Here is a 16,360-nt window from a genome sequence, read left to right on the forward strand (position 1 = left end):
CTGCCATTTTTCTCCGGGATACAGGTTTACGCAGATGAGCAAGACTTCTCTCGATAAGAGCAAGATCAAGTTCCTTCTTCTCGAAGGCGTCCACCAATCGGCTGTCGACGTCCTCAAGGCGGCGGGCTACACCAGCATCGAATACCTGACAGGTTCCTTGCCGGAAGCCCAGCTCAAGGAAAAGATCGCTGACGCTCACTTCATCGGCATTCGTTCTCGCACCCAACTGACCGAAGAGATCTTCGATCACGCGAAGAAGCTGGTGGCTGTCGGCTGTTTCTGCATCGGCACCAACCAGGTTGACCTGAGTGCTGCCCGCGAGCGCGGTATCGCCGTGTTCAACGCGCCGTACTCCAACACGCGTTCCGTTGCCGAGCTGGTGCTGGCCGAAGCGATCCTGCTGCTGCGCGGCATCCCTGAGAAAAACGCGTCCTGCCACCGTGGCGGCTGGATCAAGAGCGCGGCCAACTCCTTCGAGATCCGTGGCAAGAAGCTGGGCATCGTCGGCTACGGCTCGATCGGTACCCAACTGTCGGTTCTGGCTGAAGGCCTGGGCATGCAGGTGTACTTCTATGACACCGTGACCAAGCTGCCGCTGGGCAACGCGACGCAGGTCAACAACCTGCACGAGCTGCTGGGCATGTCCGACATCGTCACCCTGCACGTTCCGGAAACCGCTGCGACCCAGTGGATGATCGGCGAGAAGGAAATCCGCGCCATCAAGAAGGGCGGCATCCTGATCAACGCTGCACGCGGTACCGTGGTCGAGCTGGACGCCCTGGCGGACGCGATCAAGGACAAGCACCTGATCGGCGCGGCCATCGACGTATTCCCGGTGGAGCCACGCTCCAACGACGAAGAGTTCGAAAGCCCGCTGCGTGGCCTCGACAACGTGATCCTGACCCCGCACATCGGTGGCTCGACCGCCGAAGCGCAAGCCAACATCGGTCTGGAAGTGGCGGAAAAACTGGTCAAGTACAGCGACAACGGTACGTCCGTTTCGTCGGTGAACTTCCCGGAAGTGGCCCTGCCGGCTCACCCTGGCAAGCACCGCCTGCTGCACATCCACGAGAACATTCCGGGTGTGATGATGGAGATCAACAAGGTTTTTGCCGAAAACGGCATCAACATCTCCGGTCAGTTCCTGCAGACCAACGAAAAGGTCGGCTATGTAGTGATCGACGTCGACGCCGAGTACTCGGAGCTGGCGCAAGAGAAGCTGCAACACGTCAACGGCACCATCCGTAGCCGTGTGTTGTTCTGATTAAGCGTCAAGCCACAAAAAAGGGAGCCTTCGGGCTCCCTTTTTCATACGCGTCGAAACGTTACTTAACGTTGACGGTGATTTTTTCGGAAACGATTGTCGGGTCAAACGGCATATGGCCGCTGTCGCCAAGAATCAGTTGCAAGGTGTGCTTGCCAGGAGCCAGCTTGATGGTGGCTTCGGTCTGCGCCTTGCCGAAATGCATGTGGTGGGCATCGGTCGGGATAGGCGCGCCAGCTGCCGGCAGCTTGTCGACGTCGATCAGCAGGTGATGGTGACCGGTGTTCTTGGTGACATCCCCGGCTGGCGCCAGCGCGACATCCTTGGTGCCGAACTTGACCTTGAATTCCTGGGAAACAGTCGCCCCGTCTTCGGGAGAAACGATGAACACCTCGGCACCTTTCGGGGCCGGCGTCGCCGCACTGGCAAGCACCGAAACACCCATCAGCACACCCGCCAACGCAGCACGTGACATAAAGCTTTTCATTTTCTTCTCCAGTTTTTCCGTAAAATCCGCACGGTCATGACAACTTCATGACCATTCGTTGTCGAAGGCACTCGACAACCATAGCAAAGCGAGCCTGAATCAGAGCATCGCAATAATGATTTCAAAGGAGTGACCATGCGCCTTTTGCCTGGCCTGATCTGCCTGATACCCCTTCTGAGCCCGCTGGCTCATGCCGAATTGATTGATGACGTCAACGACCGTGGCGAGTTACGCATAGCCCTTGAGGCTAATACACCGCCGTTCAATTTCAAGGAAGGCGACACACTCGCGGGGTTTGAAGTCGAGCTTGGGCAATTGCTGGCCAGGGAGCTGGATGTGCGCGCCGACTTCATCGTCACCGACGCCGGCGATCTGCTCCAGGGCGTTGAAAGCGGCAAGTACGACGTCGCGCTCAATCACATAGCACTGACACCTGAACTCAAGGATCGTTTCGACTTCAGCGAGCCGTACAGCCAGATCGATTCACAGTTACTGGCGAAGAAGGATGAGCAGCCGCGGCCGATGGTGCTGGTGCAGGCGTTGACCGAAGCGAAGCCTGCAGTGAGTGCGCCAGTGGAATTGGCGATACCGTTCCAGAAGGGTAATCCGGCATTTCGCGCCAGCCTTGAGAGTGCATTGCAACGGATCAAGGCAGATGGGCGATTGGCGGCGTTGTCCGAGAAGTGGTTCACCGAAGCCAGGTGAACACAAAACCTGTAGGAGCTGCCGAAGGCTGCGATCTTTTGATCTTGATCCCTTGAAAGCAAGATCAAAAGATCGCAGCCTTCGGCAGCTCCTACATGGGATTTGCGCTGGACTTTTAATCGAGCAGGGTCAGAGCCAGCGCTGCTCGCGGCAATTCAAGCTCACTGAACACCTGAACGCCATGGCGTTTCAGTAGAGCAGCAGTAACACCCTCACCACTGACCTTCACCCCACTGAACGTCCCGTCATACGTCAGCAGATTCCCACATGAAGGGCTGTTGGCCTTCAGCACCGCCAGCCGTATTCCGTGCTTTTGCACCAGCTCCAACGCCTGCCGCGCGCCATCCAGAAACTGCGCACTCACGTCCTCACCTTCAGTGGTCATCACCGAAGCAACACCATCGAGCACCTCACCACCCTGCCCGCCCGGAATCTCCGCCGCCGCTCGCGGCGTCGGCAAACCACCGGCCACTTCAGGGCACAACGGCACCACCCGTCCTTCGGCGCTCCACTGCTCCAGCAGATCAAACGGCCCGCTGGCCCCGCCGTCGTAACGTACGCGGTGGCCCAACAGGCAGCGGCTGACCAGAATCTTTTGCATGTCAGAAAGGCTCGTTGCCACGACGACGGAACCAGCCGGTCAGCGACAGGCGCTCGCGATGGGCCGGCAGAACTTCATGCGGCACTTCGCCGGAGAGGAAGACCACCAGACAACCACCGGTAGGCTGCACATCGTGAACGCGATCATCGCCCAGATACATGCGTAGCTGACCGCCATCCTCCGGCAGCCAGGCATCATTGAGGTAAACCACCACCGAGACCATGCGCCGGTCATCGTCGCGAAAGCGGTCGACGTGCCTGCGATAAAACGCGCCCGGCGGATACAGGGCGAAATGGCACTCGAAGTCTTCTAGCCCCATGAACAAGCCACGGTTGAGCGCCTCGCGCAGGCTGTCCATCAGGTTCAGATAACGGTCACTGGCCTCAGCCTGCCCCGGATCGATCCATTGGATATGGTCGCCGCGAATACCCTCGCGAATCTCTGAAAACGGCCCACGACCGACCGCCGCCGGCGCCAGCTCGCCCTCGGCTTCACGTCTGCGGCACTCGGCCGCCAGCTCGCCGGTCAAGCCGGCGGGCAGGAAAATGTTCTGCTGCGACCAGCCGTGTTCGGCCAGGTCGTCGACAATGCGCAACAGCAGCGGGTGTTCAGAGGATATTTGCATGGCGCGCATAGTATGTCGGCGGCAAGAAATCCGACAGAGCCACGCGGCGGCTTGTTACGAATTCTCGACAAGTCACGGCACCGCACGGAGAATAGTCCGCTGCTGACAGGAGTCCCTATGCGCCGTTTGCTTTTTTCACTGTTGATGTTCTGTGTTTTGCCCGCTTGGGCGGACGGCCACGATCAGCTGTACAAGGTCGCCGGCTGGCCAGAACAACGTGCGCATTTCAATGACGCCCTGAGTGCCGCGCAGCAGCGCTATCAAAACAGCCTGCCGCCCGCCGTGTTTCAAGCGCTGGTGAACAACAGCAACCAGCGCTTCGCGCCGCAGGCCATGGATCAACGCGCTGAGGCGCAGCTACGGCAGAACCTCGCCGACCCGAAACCTGCGCTGTCTTTTTTCCAGTCGCCACTGGGCAAGAAAATCGTTGCCGCTGAATTGCTCGCGACCCGCCGCGATCAACTGGCCAAGAACGCCAAGGGCCTGCCGAAAATGCCGGCCAGCGACAGCCGCCTGCTGATCATCGGCCACCTCGCCCAGGCACTGCCTGCGCGGGAGGCTGGCGCCGAGGTCAGCCTGGCGATTGCCGGCGTCGCGGCGGACAGTTTGAGTTCGATGATTCCGGGACTGCTCGGTGGCGGTCAGGCGCAAGGCATGTTGAACGGTCAGCGTCAGCGCTTGATGGATCAGATCGGCGCGGACATGAACAACACGCTGCTCTACGTATATCGCGACCTGTCGGATAACGAGCTGGAAGAGTTTGCGACGTTTGCCGAATCGACCGAGGGCAAGGCGTATTACCAGGCCGCGCTGGCGGCGATTCGGGCTGGGTTGGCGGTGGGCCAACCTTAAAAGATCGCTGCCTTCGGCAGCTCCTACATTGAAACGCGTCCCCCTGTAGGAGCTGCCGAAGGCTGCGATCTTTTGATCTTGCCTTAACGCTTCAGAGATTCCGCCCTCTGATCCGCTTGCTCAAAAACTCGAAATACTCCTCACGCATATCAGCCGTCTCATTCGCCAGATGATGCCGTGCCTCGGGCAGCAGCAGGATCTGCGGTCGATCGAACTTCAACTTCAACACCTGCAGATTGTGCTGCCAGTCCACGGTCATGTCCGCCTGCCCCTGAATGATCAGCGGCCGTCGCGGACTTTTTTTGGCGAACTCCACCCGGTTGATCCAGCGTGACAAGGCCCCGACCCATGCCGTCGGCAAGCGCTTGGGTTGTAACGGATCGGCCAGCAGAAACGGCAGGAAATCCGGATCGTTGGAGTTCTCGCTGAAGCGCCGCGCGATGCCCCGCACGAAAGGCCGCAGCAGGTAATAACTCAGCTGCGACCAACCCCACGCCCGCGGTCGTACCAGCGGCGACAGCAAAATCACCTGACCCTGCGCCGGACTGCTCTCGCCATGGTTGAGCACATGGTCGACCACAATCGCGCCGCCGGTGCTTTGCCCACACAGGTGCCACGGCTGCGGCAGGGCAATCGAATTGGCTTCGACGAACAAGGCTTGCAGCGCGTCCTGATATTCGGAGAAGTCGCGGATGCTCGCCCGCGCGCCGCTCGACAGGCCATGCCCGGGCAAGTCGCAGGCGATCACTGCGAAATCCTGATCCAGCGCCCACTCGATCAAATGCCGATAGAGCCCGGTGTGGTCATAGAAACCGTGCAGCAGAAACAGCGTGCCCTTGACCTTCTCCGGCCACCAGCAATGGCTGACCAGTTCGTAGCCATCCACGTCAAAACGGCCCATGCCGCGCCAGACATCACGCTCGGGAAAATCAGTTTTATAGAAGCGCTGATAGGCCTTCGCCTCCTCCGACAACGGCTGCCACTCGGCCAAAGGCTTGAGGCTGGCGCGTAATTGATCGGGGTCGAAAGTAGCGGACATGAGGCAAATTCCAGAGCGGTGAACAGACTTTATCGGCTTGCGATATTCATCTGTCGCGGCAAGCATGGCAAGCTAGCCGCCCCTCAAGGATCGAAATACATGCGTTCGTCCTACCGCACCGCACTGTTTGCCAGCCTTCTCGCGCTTGTGTGTGCCGGGGTTTTGTGGACGGCGTACGACTGGTTTCAGGGCCGATATTTGCGCGCGTTCAGCGAGCACACCGCAGTGTTTTCCGGCGACCCGCTGCGCCTGCCGGACGATCTCGCCGGACCTGGCAAGATTCGCCTGGTGCATTTCTGGGACCCGGCCTGCCCATGCAACGTCGGCAATCAACAACACCTGACCGAGATGGTCGAGCATTTCAGTGCCAGAGGCGTCGAGTTTTTCGCGGTGCAGCGACCCGGCAGCCACGGCCAGTTACCCACCACCTTAAGCAACTTGAAAACCATCGCAGTATTGCCCGGCGCCGAGCAGATTCCCGCCAGCCCCGCCGTGGCGATCTGGGACCGCAGCGGCAAACTCGCCTACTTCGGCCCCTACAGCGAAGGCCTGACTTGCAACTCCAGCAACAGTTTTATCGAACCAATCCTGAACGCGTTGACGGATGATCGTCCGGTGAATGCCACGCACACTCTGGCGGTCGGCTGCTATTGCCCGTGGCCAGTGCAGGCGCAATAAGGCATTCCGGACTTTTCAAGGACAGCGATGCACGGCACAGAAGGTCTGTGCTAATTGTTTGCAGCCCGACGGGCGGCAATCCCGCATGCACAAGGAGTCACCATGAAGCGCGTGTTCACCGTTCTTGCCTTGCTCATCGTTGTCCTGCTCGCTGGCGCTGGCGGGTACATCTACAGCAAACAGCCGACACGCCAGGGCCAGATTGAACTGCGCAACCTGCAAGGTTCGGTGACCGTGCGCTATGACGAGCGCGGCGTGCCGCACATCCGCGCCGAGAACGAAACCGACCTCTACCGTGCCCTCGGTTATGTGCACGCCCAGGATCGCCTGTTCCAGATGGAAGCCATGCGCCGTCTCGCCCGGGGCGAACTGGCCGAAGTGCTCGGGCCGAAACTGCTCGACACCGACAAACTGTTTCGCAGCCTGCGCATCCGCGAGCGTGCCGCCAGTTACGTCGCCAGCCTCGACAAGCAGTCACCGGCGTGGAAGGGCCTGCAAGCCTATCTGGACGGCATCAATCAATATCAGGACACGCACGCCGCGCCGATCGAGTTCGACGTGCTGGGTATCCCCAAACGGCCATTCACCGCTGAAGACAGCATCAGCGTCGCCGGTTACATGGCCTACAGCTTTGCCGCCGCGTTTCGCACAGAACCGTTGCTGACGTATGTGCGCGATCAACTCGGCGCTGATTACCTCAACGTCTTCGACCTCGACTGGCAGCCGAAAGGTGTGCTGGCCAAAGATCACGCCAACCCGAAACCGGCCCTCGCCGCCAATGACTGGAAAGACCTCAACGCCCTCGCCCGCCTCAGTGAACAGGCGCTGATCGACAACGGTCTGCCGCAATTCGAAGGCAGCAACGCCTGGGTCATTTCGGGCAGTCGCAGCCAGAGCGGCAAACCGCTGCTGGCCGGTGATCCGCATATTCGCTTTTCGGTGCCGTCGGTGTGGTACGAAGCGCAGCTGTCAGCGCCGGGCTTTGAGCTCTACGGCCATCATCAGGCGTTGGTGCCTTTCGCGTTTCTGGGGCACAACCTGGATTTCGGCTGGAGCCTGACCATGTTCCAGAACGACGATCTGGACCTGATCGCCGAGAAGGTCAATCCGGACAACCCGAATCAGGTCTGGTATCGCGGTCAGTGGACCGACATGGTCAGCACTGAACAACAGATCGCCGTGAAGGGTCAGGCGCCGGTGACGATTACCTTGCGTCAGTCGCCCCACGGTCCGATCGTCAACGATGCGCTGGGCGCCGCCGCCGGCAAGACACCGATCGCGATGTGGTGGGCGTTCCTCGAAACACCGAACCCGATTCTCGAAGGTTTCTATCAGCTCAACCGCGCCGACACCCTGGCCAAGGCCCGCGCCGCTGCGGCCAAAGTACAGGCGCCGGGGCTCAACCTTGTGTACGCCAACGCCAAGGGCGATATCGCCTGGTGGGCTTCGGCGTTGTTGCCCAAGCGCCCCGCCGGGGTCAAGCCAGGCTTCATTCTCGATGGCAGCACTGATCAAGCGAACAAGGACGGTTTCTTCCCCTTCAGCGCCAACCCGCAGGAAGAAAACCCGGCACGCGGCTACATCGTCTCGGCCAACTTCCAGCCCGTGTCGCCGACCGGCATGGAGATTCCCGGTTACTACAACCTCGCCGACCGTGGCCAGCAGCTCAATCGGCAGCTCAGCGACAAGAATGTGAAGTGGACCAATGAGGCTAACCAAAAACTGCAACTGGGCACCGTCACCGGTTATGGCCCGCGTTTGCTGGCGCCTCTGCTGCCCGTGCTGCGCGAGGTGGTGAGCGATCCGGCGCAGTTGAAACTGGTCGAGCAACTGGCGCAGTGGCCAGGCGACTATCCGCTGGACTCGGTGAGTGCGACGGTGTTCAACCAGTTCCTCTACGACCTCGCCGATGCGGCAATGCGCGATGAGTTGGGCAATGACTTTTTCGAGACGCTGTTGTCGACGCGGGTGATTGATTCGGCATTGCCACGCTTGGCGGCGAATGCTGATTCAGTCTGGTGGGATAACCGCAACACGCCCACCAAAGAGACTCGCGCCGATAGCGTGCGCGCGGCATGGCAAGCGAGCATGAAGCACTTGAAGCTGACCCTCGGTGACGATGCGTCCGGGTGGAAATGGGGCTCGGCGCACACGCTGACCCACGGACATCCGCTGGGGCAGCAGAAGCCGCTGGATCGAATCTTCAACGTCGGGCCGTTCGCCGCACCGGGCAGCCATGAAGTGCCGAACAACCTCTCGGCGAAGATCGGCCCGGCGCCGTGGCCGGTGACCTACGGACCTTCAACGCGGCGACTGGTCGACTTCGCTGATCCTGCGCACAGCTTGACGATCAATCCGGTCGGGCAGAGCGGTGTGCCGTTTGATCGTCACTATGACGATCAGGCTGAAGCGTATGTCGACGGAATTTACGTGCAGGCGCATTTCAGCGAGGAAGAGGTGACGGCGAATACCCGGAGTACGTTGAAGCTGCTGCCGGCGCGAGCTGCGCAGTAGTTCTAGGTTAGATGGAATGACCCCATCGCTGGCAAGCCAGCTCCCACAGGTTTTTCGGGCGTTCACAAATCCGTGATCGACTCAAAATCCTGTGGGAGCTGGCTTGCCAGCGATGGGGCCTTGAAGAGCACTACTGACCTCAGATGATGACCGCAAAATTCAACCGAAACTGCTGCGGCGTCACGCCCAGCCTGCGATTGAACACACTGCGCATATGCTGTGCATCGCGAAATCCGCACTGATATGCCACGGTCTTCAACGGCGCCTTGGTGCTTTCGAGCATCACTCGCGCCGCATCCACCCGCGCCCGCTCGACGAACTCGGCCGGGGTGATCCTCGCTTCACGGGCAAACACCCGGGAAAAATTGCGTGCACTCATGTTCGCCGCATTGGCCAGATCGGCAATGGTCAGATCTCCGGTCAGGTTGGCCAGCACATAAAGCTGCACCATCGCCACGGCCGACGTCGGCTCCGCGTGTGGCGTCAGGAACGGGCTGAACTGTGACTGCCCACCGGAACGCTGAGTGAACACCACCAGCCGCTTGGCCACGCTCAGCGCCACCTCCGCGCCGTGATCACGCGCCAGCAGGTACAACGACAGATCAATCCCCGCCGTCACCCCCGCCGAGGTGTAGAGCGCGCCGTCCTCGACATACAAGCGATCCGCTTCAACCTGCGTCGACGGGCACAACTGCGCCAATGCCTGCGCGTCGTTCCAGTGCGTGGTGACCGTGCGTCCTTCCAGCAAACCTGCGCGGGCGAGCATGAAAGCGCCGTTGCAGATCGAACCGAAACGCCGTGATCGCGCGCAGGTATCACGTAGCCAGGCGTCGAAGGTCTTGCCGAAATCCATGAACGGCAGTTGCGGCCCGCCAGCGACCAGCAGCAGATCACAGGCGTCGAGTGCTTCGCTGAAGTGGCGATGAGCATTCAGGATCAGGCCGTTGGAACACGCCATTGGCCCGTGCTCGACACCGATCACTTCCAACCGATATTGATCCTCGGCCGCCAGGAACCGGTTGGCCTCGGCGAATACATCCAACGGGCCGGTGACATCCAGCGATTGCACGCCGGGGAACACGACGATGGCGACGGTTCTGTTCATCTCTCTTGAGGCCTCCTGAGAATCTGCCAACCATCCAATCAGCTCAGTTGGCACGATTTGCAGGTCGATTGGCAAGGATCGCAGCCATGCGTCGATTGTTCGCTTGCAGCCCCGGGAACAGACTTTCCCCATCAACGCCACGACGGCGTTTACGACGAGGAAAGCGCTCATGAGCACGACCATTGCCGGCATCAAAATCCCTGACAGCGCCCTCGCCCGCGCCACCACCGAGTACATCCGCGACATCGAATCCGACCTGCTCTATCACCACTCGCGCCGGGTGTTTCTGTTTGGTGCGCTCAGCGGTGAGCGCCAACAGTTGGTCTACGATCCGGAGCTGTTGTACGTCGGCGCGATGTTTCATGACCTTGGTCTGGTCGAAGGTCACCGCAGCGCTGGTGAACGCTTCGAAGTGGATGGCGCCAATGCGGCGGCAGCTTTTCTCAAGCCCTATGGATTGAGCGATGACGACATCGAGCAGGTGTGGTTATCAATTGCCCTGCACACCACGCCGGGCGTACCCAAGCATCTGCGACCAACCGTGGCGCTGGTGACGGCGGGTGTGGAAATGGATGTGCTTGGTATGGATTACGCGGCGTTCAGCACCGTGCAACGTGAGGCGGTGGTGCATGCGCACCCGCGTGGGGAAGGTTTCAAGGAGTGCATCATCTGCGCGTTTGCCGACGGCTTGCGGCATCGTCCGCAGACCACGTTCGGCAACGTGAAGACCGACGTGCTGAAGGATCAGGAGCCGGGGTTCAAACCGATGAACTTTGTCGAGGTCATCCGTAAGTCTCCTTGGAGCGACTGAAACCAAATGTAGGAGTGAGCCTGCTCGCGATGGCGTCCTGTCAGTTGGAAATTTCCTGGCTGACACACCGCTATCGCGAGCAGGCTCACTCCTACAGTTTGGATTTGGTTTGGCCTCGATGTTGAGGCCATCCCGATATTGCTTTAAGCCACGCCCGGCGCAGGCGCGCGGCGCACGTCTGGCTGTTTCCAAGAATCGGCAGCGCTTTCTTCGATGGCTTGCTGGATGGCTTTCTTGCGGGCTTCTTCGGCGCGACGGCTGAAGAACCAGACCATGAAAGTCACGATCGACACCGCCAGCAGAATCAGGCTGGCCACGGCGTTGATCTCAGGCTTCACGCCCAGGCGCACCGCCGAAAACACTTCCATCGGCAACGTCGTCGAACCCGGGCCCGACACGAAGCTTGCCAGCACCAGGTCGTCCAGCGACAGCGCGAACGACATCATGCCGCCCGCCGCCAACGATGGCGCGATCATCGGGATGGTGATCAGGAAGAACACCTTCCACGGCCGCGCACCCAGGTCCATCGCCGCTTCTTCAATCGACAGGTCCAGCTCACGCAGGCGCGCCGACACCACCACCGCCACATAAGCCGCACAGAACGTCGTGTGCGCGATCCAGATGGTGACGATGCCACGCTCCTGCGGCCAGCCGATCATCTGCGCCATGGCCACGAACAACAGCAACAGCGACAGACCGGTGATCACCTCGGGCATGACCAACGGCGCCGTCACCAGGCCGCCGAACAACGTACGGCCCTTGAAGTGGGTGATACGCGTCAGCACGAATGCGGCCAAAGTACCCAGCGCTACCGCAGCCACCGCCGTGTAGCAGGCGATTTCCAGCGAGCGCAGCACCGAGCCCATCAGTTGCGAGTTGTCGAGCAGACCGACGTACCACTTGATCGACCAGCCGCCCCACACCGTTACCAGTTTCGAGGCGTTGAACGAGTAGATCACCAGGATCAGCATCGGCAGGTAGATGAACAACAAGCCCACGACCAGCATCAGGCTGGAGAAACGGATGCGCTTCATTCTTTACCCTCCATTTCCTTGGCCTGACTGCGGTTGAACAGGATGATCGGCACAATCAGGATCGCCAGCATCACCACCGCCAGCGCGGACGCCACCGGCCAGTCACGGTTGTTGAAGAACTCTTGCCAGAGCACTTTACCGATCATCAGGGTTTCCGGGCCGCCAAGCAGTTCCGGGATGACGAACTCGCCCACGACCGGAATGAACACCAGCATGCAGCCGGCAATGATCCCGTTCTTGGACAGCGGAATAGTGATTTTCCAGAAGCTGTTGAAGGTGCTCGAACCCAGGTCCGAAGCCGCTTCCAGCAAGCTGTTGTCGTGCTTCACCAGGTTGGCGTACAGCGGCAGGATCATGAACGGCAGGTACGAGTAGACGATGCCGATATACACCGCGAGGTTGGTGTTGAGGATCTGCAGCGGCTCGTCGATAAAGCCCATGCTCATCAGGAATCCGTTGAGCAGGCCGTTGTTGCTGAGGATGCCCATCCACGCATAAACGCGGATCAGGATCGCCGTCCACGTCGGCATCATGATCAGCAGCACCAGCACCGTTTGCATTTCTTTACGGGCCGTGGCGATGGCGTAGGCCATCGGGTAACCGATCGCCAGGCACAGAACGGTGCTGATCAGCGCCATCTTCAGCGAGCCGAGATACGCGGCGATGTACAACTCGTCGCCCGCCAGCATCGCGTAGTTGCCCAGGTTCAGCAGCAGTTGCAGCTTCTGCTCGGCAAACGTGTAGATCTCGGTGTACGGCGGGATGGCCACGTCGGCTTCGGCGAAGCTGATCTTCAGAACAATGAAGAACGGCAACATGAAGAACAGGAACAGCCAGATGAACGGAACCCCGATGACCAGTTGGCGGCCATTGGGAATTATTCGGTTAATGCGCCGTTTGAATTTGCGCATGTTCATGAGCGAAGTACCACACCGCTGTCATCTTCCCAGTACACGAAAACCTGATCGCCCCAGGTCGGACGGGCGCCACGGCGTTCGGCGTTGGCAACGAAGGACTGCACCAGTTTGCCGCTCGGCAGTTCGACGTAGAACACCGAGTGCCCGCCGAGGTAGGCGATGTCATGCACCTTGCCGCTCGACCAGTTGTATTCGCAGGTCGGTTGTTCGGCGGTGACCAGCAGTTTCTCCGGACGAATCGCGTAGGTGACCGACTTGTCCTGCACCGAGGTGCTGATGCCGTGGCCGACATAGATCTGCCGGTCGAGGTCCTTGCAAGTGATGGTCGCGTGACCTTCGGCGTCGTCGATCACTTCGCCTTCGAAGATGTTGACGTTGCCGATGAATTCGCAGACCAGGCGGCTGGTCGGGGTTTCGTAAATGTCGATCGGGCTGCCGATCTGGGCGATCCAGCCCAGGTGCATGATTGCGATGCGCTCGGCCATGGTCATGGCCTCTTCCTGGTCGTGGGTCACCATCACGCAGGTCACGCCGACGCGCTCGATGATTTCCACCAGTTCGAGCTGCATCTGCGAACGCAGTTTTTTATCCAGTGCGCCCATCGGTTCGTCGAGCAGCAACAGCTTCGGCCGCTTGGCCAGCGAACGCGCCAAAGCCACACGCTGACGCTGACCGCCAGACAGTTGATGCGGCTTGCGCTTGGCGTATTGGCTCATTTGCACCAGTTTGAGCATCTCGGCCACGCGGGCTTCGACTTCGGCCTTGGGAATCTTGTCCTGCTGCAAACCGAACGCGATGTTCTGCGCCACGGTCATGTGCGGAAACAAGGCGTAGGACTGGAACATCATGTTGATCGGACGTTCGTACGGCGGCATGTCGGTGATGTCGACGCCGTCGAGAAAAATGCGCCCCTCCGTGGGCCGTTCAAACCCTGCCAGCATCCGCAGCAGAGTGGATTTGCCCGATCCCGAACCGCCGAGCAGGGCAAAGATCTCGCCCTTTTTGATTTCCAGGGACACGTCGTCCACGGCAATCGTCTCGTCGAACTTCTTCGTGACCCGGTCGATTTTGACCAACACCTGCTTCGGTGTCTGGTCGCCCTCGAGGGCTTTCTTATAGGCGCCGGAGGCAACTGCCATTTACGAAACTCCCAGAAAAAAACAGTGCAGTTCGCCCCGCAAGGCGAACCCAGGATAGTGTGTGCCTTACATCCCCGACTTGACCTTGGTCCAGCTGCGGGTCATCAGGCGCTGAATGTTCGGTGGCAACTCGGTCGACACGTAGGCCTTGTCGATCACGGCCTGCGGCGGATAAACCGACTCATCGGTACGGATGGATTGATCCATCAGCTTGTCCGAGCCCGGGTTGGGGTTGGCGTAACCGACGGAATCACTGACCTGGGCGATCACCTCAGGTTTCAACAGATAGTTGATGAACGCGTGGGCTTGCTTCACGTTCGACGAATCCTTGGGAATCGCCAACATGTCGAACCACAACGCGCCACCCTCTTTCGGCACCGTGTAGGCGATGTTCACGCCCTTCTTGGCTTCTGCTGCGCGGTTCTTCGCCTGGAAGATATCGCCGGAGAAACCGATGGCCACGCAGATGTCGCCGTTGGCCAGGTCGCCGATGTATTTCGAAGAATGGAAGTAGGTTACGTAGGGGCGCACGGCGAGCAATTTGTCGGTGGCTTTCTCGTAGTCCTTGGGATTGGTGCTGTTGGCATTCAGGCCCATATAGTTGAGCACGGTCGGCATCATTTCATCGGCCGAATCAAGGAAGGCAACGCCGCAGCTTTGCAGCTTCTTGATGTTTTCCGGCTCGAACAGCACGCCCCAGGAATCGATCTTGTCGACGCCCAGCACAGCCTTCACCTTATCGACGTTGTAGCCGATGCCGTTGGTGCCCCACAGGTACGGCACGGCGTACAGGTTGCCCGGATCGTTCTGCTCCAGACGCTTGAGCAGCGCCGGGTCGAGATTCGAGTAATTCGACAGCTGCGCCCGGTCAAGTTTCTGGAACGCGCCCGCTTTGATCTGCTTGCCGAGGAAGTGGTTCGACGGCACGACCACGTCGTAGCCGGTACGCCCGGCGAGCAACTTGCCTTCCAGGGTTTCGTTGGAGTCGAACACGTCGTAGACCGGTTTGATCCCGGTCTCTTTCTGGAAGTCGGCCAGGGTCGATTCGCCGATGTAATCCGACCAGTTATAAATATGCACCGTGCCGGCGGCTTGGGCACCGACGGCGATCGTCAGGCCGGCAGCGGCCAGCAGGGCATTGCGCAAACAAGAAAAAATAGGCACGTGAAGGTCCTCTAAAATTAGTTGGGCCCAAGTTGCCCAGCGCTGCATGGCAGCCATGGCTGCCCGGCAACAAAACCGGCGCGCAACTTACCCTCGAAAAACCGTTCCAGCAAAACTTTCTGTCATTTAATTATTCCGCTGGCCGCCGTCGCGCAGACGACGGCCAGCGGTTGTGGCTTCAAACCGGTTTATTTACCGGATTTGATTTTGGTCCAGCTGCGGGTGATCAGACGCAGTGTGGCGGCATCCAGATCACTGATCGCGTAGAGCTGCTTCTTCACTTCAGCCGAAGGATAGATGCTCGCATCGCTGGTGATGTCTTTGTCCACCAGCGGCGTGGCCGCCTTGTTGCCGTTCGGGAAACGCACGGCGTTGGTGATCTCGGCCATCACTTCCGGCTGCAGCAGATAGTTCATGAACTTGTAGGCAGCTTCGACGTTGGTGGCATCCTTTGGCATGGCAACCATGTCGTAGAAAGTACCGGCGCCTTCTTTCGGAATGGTGTAGGCCAGCTTGACCTTGTCACCGGCTTCCTTGGCGCGCGACTTCGACTGCTCCAGGTCACCCGAGTAACCCACGGCCACGCAAATGTTGCCGTTGGCCAGGTCGGAGATGTACTTGGAGGAATGGAAGTAGGCGACCGAAGGCCGGATCTTGAGGAATAGATCTTCGGCGGCTTTCAGGTCAGCCTTGTCTTTGCTGTTGGTCGGCTTGCCCAGATAGTGCAGCGCCGCCGGAATCATTTCGGTCGGTGCGTCGAGGAAGCTTACGCCGCAGCTTTTCAGCTTCTCCATGTTCTCAGGCTTGAACACGACGTCCCAGGAGTCGATCTTGTCGATGCCCAGTGCAGCCTTGACCTTCTCCGGGTTGTAGCCGATGCCGATCGAGCCCCACATGTACGGGAATGCGTGTTTGTTGCCCTGGTCGCTGGCATCGCCAACGGCTTTGAGCAGGTCTTCGTCGAGGTTCTTCCAGTTCGGCAGCTTGGACTTGTCCAGCTCCTGATACACGCCGGCCTTGATCTGCTTGGCGAGGAAGTTATTGGAAGGCACCACGATGTCGTAACCGGATTTACCGGCCAGCAGTTTGGCTTCCAGGGTTTCGTTGCTGTCGAACACGTCGTAGACGACTTTGATGCCAGACTCTTTTTCAAACTTGGCCACGGTGTCCGGTGCGATGTAGTCGGACCAGTTGTAGACGTGCAACACCTTGTCGTCCGCCTGAACCGCACCCGCCATCATGCCCGCGATGGACAGAGCGAGAAGTGTCTTGCCAGCAAGCTTTTTGCCTAATGCCTTCATGCGTAATGCTCCAAATTTTTCTTTTTTGAACCACTTTGTTCAGCGGCCGAACCCGGACAACTGGAACCGCGGCTAGTCTGGCAAGATCCGAGGCGGTCTTTCAAGGAAAGACCAGCCTTTCTGA

General features: G+C 59.6%; 16 protein-coding genes. 6 read left to right on the forward strand and 10 right to left on the reverse strand.

The annotated features are described in order from the left end of the window. The first annotated feature begins 34 nt into the window (after nt 1-34). Nucleotides 35-1,264, forward strand: coding sequence for a phosphoglycerate dehydrogenase (gene serA / locus ICA16_RS11265; protein WP_150602030.1), 1,230 nt, complete (start codon nt 35-37; stop codon nt 1,262-1,264). A 61-nt stretch (nt 1,265-1,325) separates the two neighbouring features. Here serA and ICA16_RS11270 read toward each other — a convergent pair whose 3' ends face one another. Next, on the reverse strand, nt 1,326-1,751 hold the full coding sequence (locus tag ICA16_RS11270; RefSeq protein ID WP_210553432.1) for a DUF4399 domain-containing protein: 426 nt from the start codon (nt 1,749-1,751) through the stop codon (nt 1,326-1,328). A gap of 135 nt (nt 1,752-1,886) precedes the next feature. On the opposite strand from ICA16_RS11270, the gene ICA16_RS11275 reads away from it, so the two are divergent. Beyond that, nucleotides 1,887-2,456, forward strand: a complete 570-nt coding sequence (locus ICA16_RS11275; RefSeq protein ID WP_210553431.1) for a transporter substrate-binding domain-containing protein — start codon at nt 1,887-1,889, stop codon at nt 2,454-2,456. Nucleotides 2,457-2,571: 115 nt separating this feature from the next. Here the strand turns inward: ICA16_RS11275 and ICA16_RS11280 are convergent, their stop codons facing one another. Both ICA16_RS11280 and ICA16_RS11285 read right to left on the reverse strand, forming a co-directional pair. After that, nucleotides 2,572-3,057: a 2-thiouracil desulfurase family protein gene (locus ICA16_RS11280; protein WP_210700634.1), complete on the reverse strand. Its 486-nt coding sequence runs from the start codon at nt 3,055-3,057 to the stop codon at nt 2,572-2,574. 1 nt (nt 3,058) lies between these two features. Beyond that, nucleotides 3,059-3,691, reverse strand: coding sequence for a 2OG-Fe(II) oxygenase (locus ICA16_RS11285; RefSeq protein WP_210700635.1), 633 nt, complete (start codon nt 3,689-3,691; stop codon nt 3,059-3,061). Nucleotides 3,692-3,799: 108 nt separating this feature from the next. Here ICA16_RS11285 and ICA16_RS11290 point away from each other — a divergent pair, with 108 nt between their 5' ends. Further along, nucleotides 3,800-4,534: a DUF2059 domain-containing protein gene (locus tag ICA16_RS11290; protein ID WP_150616791.1), complete on the forward strand. Its 735-nt coding sequence runs from the start codon at nt 3,800-3,802 to the stop codon at nt 4,532-4,534. A gap of 91 nt (nt 4,535-4,625) precedes the next feature. Here ICA16_RS11290 and bipL read toward each other — a convergent pair whose 3' ends face one another. Next, complete coding sequence (gene bipL / locus ICA16_RS11295) at nt 4,626-5,573, reverse strand: phospholipase BipL (RefSeq protein ID WP_150616792.1); 948 nt, start codon at nt 5,571-5,573, stop codon at nt 4,626-4,628. Between the two features lie 99 nt (nt 5,574-5,672). Between bipL and ICA16_RS11300 the strand changes: the two genes are divergently transcribed. Together ICA16_RS11300 and ICA16_RS11305 are read left to right on the forward strand one after the other, a co-directional pair. Further along, complete coding sequence (locus tag ICA16_RS11300; RefSeq protein ID WP_210700636.1) at nt 5,673-6,251, forward strand: DUF6436 domain-containing protein; 579 nt, start codon at nt 5,673-5,675, stop codon at nt 6,249-6,251. 102 nt (nt 6,252-6,353) lie between these two features. After that, nucleotides 6,354-8,765, forward strand: a complete 2,412-nt coding sequence (locus ICA16_RS11305; protein ID WP_210700637.1) for a penicillin acylase family protein — start codon at nt 6,354-6,356, stop codon at nt 8,763-8,765. A 139-nt stretch (nt 8,766-8,904) separates the two neighbouring features. On the opposite strand, the gene ICA16_RS11310 is transcribed toward ICA16_RS11305, so the two are convergent. Continuing rightward, nucleotides 8,905-9,870 (reverse strand): GlxA family transcriptional regulator, encoded by a 966-nt coding sequence (locus ICA16_RS11310; RefSeq protein ID WP_210700638.1) that lies wholly within the window; start codon nt 9,868-9,870, stop codon nt 8,905-8,907. A gap of 169 nt (nt 9,871-10,039) precedes the next feature. Between ICA16_RS11310 and ICA16_RS11315 the strand changes: the two genes are divergently transcribed. Continuing rightward, nucleotides 10,040-10,681 (forward strand): HD domain-containing protein, encoded by a 642-nt coding sequence (locus tag ICA16_RS11315; protein ID WP_210700639.1) that lies wholly within the window; start codon nt 10,040-10,042, stop codon nt 10,679-10,681. A gap of 143 nt (nt 10,682-10,824) precedes the next feature. Here the strand turns inward: ICA16_RS11315 and ICA16_RS11320 are convergent, their stop codons facing one another. The 5 genes from ICA16_RS11320 to ICA16_RS11340 form a co-directional block, all read right to left on the reverse strand. Then, nucleotides 10,825-11,715, reverse strand: a complete 891-nt coding sequence (locus ICA16_RS11320; protein WP_210700640.1) for an ABC transporter permease subunit — start codon at nt 11,713-11,715, stop codon at nt 10,825-10,827. Next, nucleotides 11,712-12,593: an ABC transporter permease subunit gene (locus ICA16_RS11325; RefSeq protein WP_338049930.1), complete on the reverse strand. Its 882-nt coding sequence runs from the start codon at nt 12,591-12,593 to the stop codon at nt 11,712-11,714. The genes ICA16_RS11320 and ICA16_RS11325 overlap by 4 nt, the downstream gene beginning before the upstream one ends. 35 nt (nt 12,594-12,628) lie before the next feature. Next, on the reverse strand, nt 12,629-13,771 hold the full coding sequence (locus tag ICA16_RS11330; RefSeq protein WP_150602042.1) for an ABC transporter ATP-binding protein: 1,143 nt from the start codon (nt 13,769-13,771) through the stop codon (nt 12,629-12,631). Nucleotides 13,772-13,837: 66 nt separating this feature from the next. Beyond that, nucleotides 13,838-14,935, reverse strand: a complete 1,098-nt coding sequence (locus ICA16_RS11335; RefSeq protein WP_150602043.1) for a polyamine ABC transporter substrate-binding protein — start codon at nt 14,933-14,935, stop codon at nt 13,838-13,840. Nucleotides 14,936-15,123: 188 nt separating this feature from the next. Beyond that, on the reverse strand, nt 15,124-16,236 hold the full coding sequence (locus tag ICA16_RS11340) for a polyamine ABC transporter substrate-binding protein (RefSeq protein WP_210553424.1): 1,113 nt from the start codon (nt 16,234-16,236) through the stop codon (nt 15,124-15,126). Between the last annotated feature and the right edge of the window lie 124 nt (nt 16,237-16,360).

The sequence above is a fragment of the Pseudomonas anatoliensis genome (assembly GCF_017976235.1).
GTDB classification, from domain to species: domain Bacteria; phylum Pseudomonadota; class Gammaproteobacteria; order Pseudomonadales; family Pseudomonadaceae; genus Aquipseudomonas; species Aquipseudomonas anatoliensis.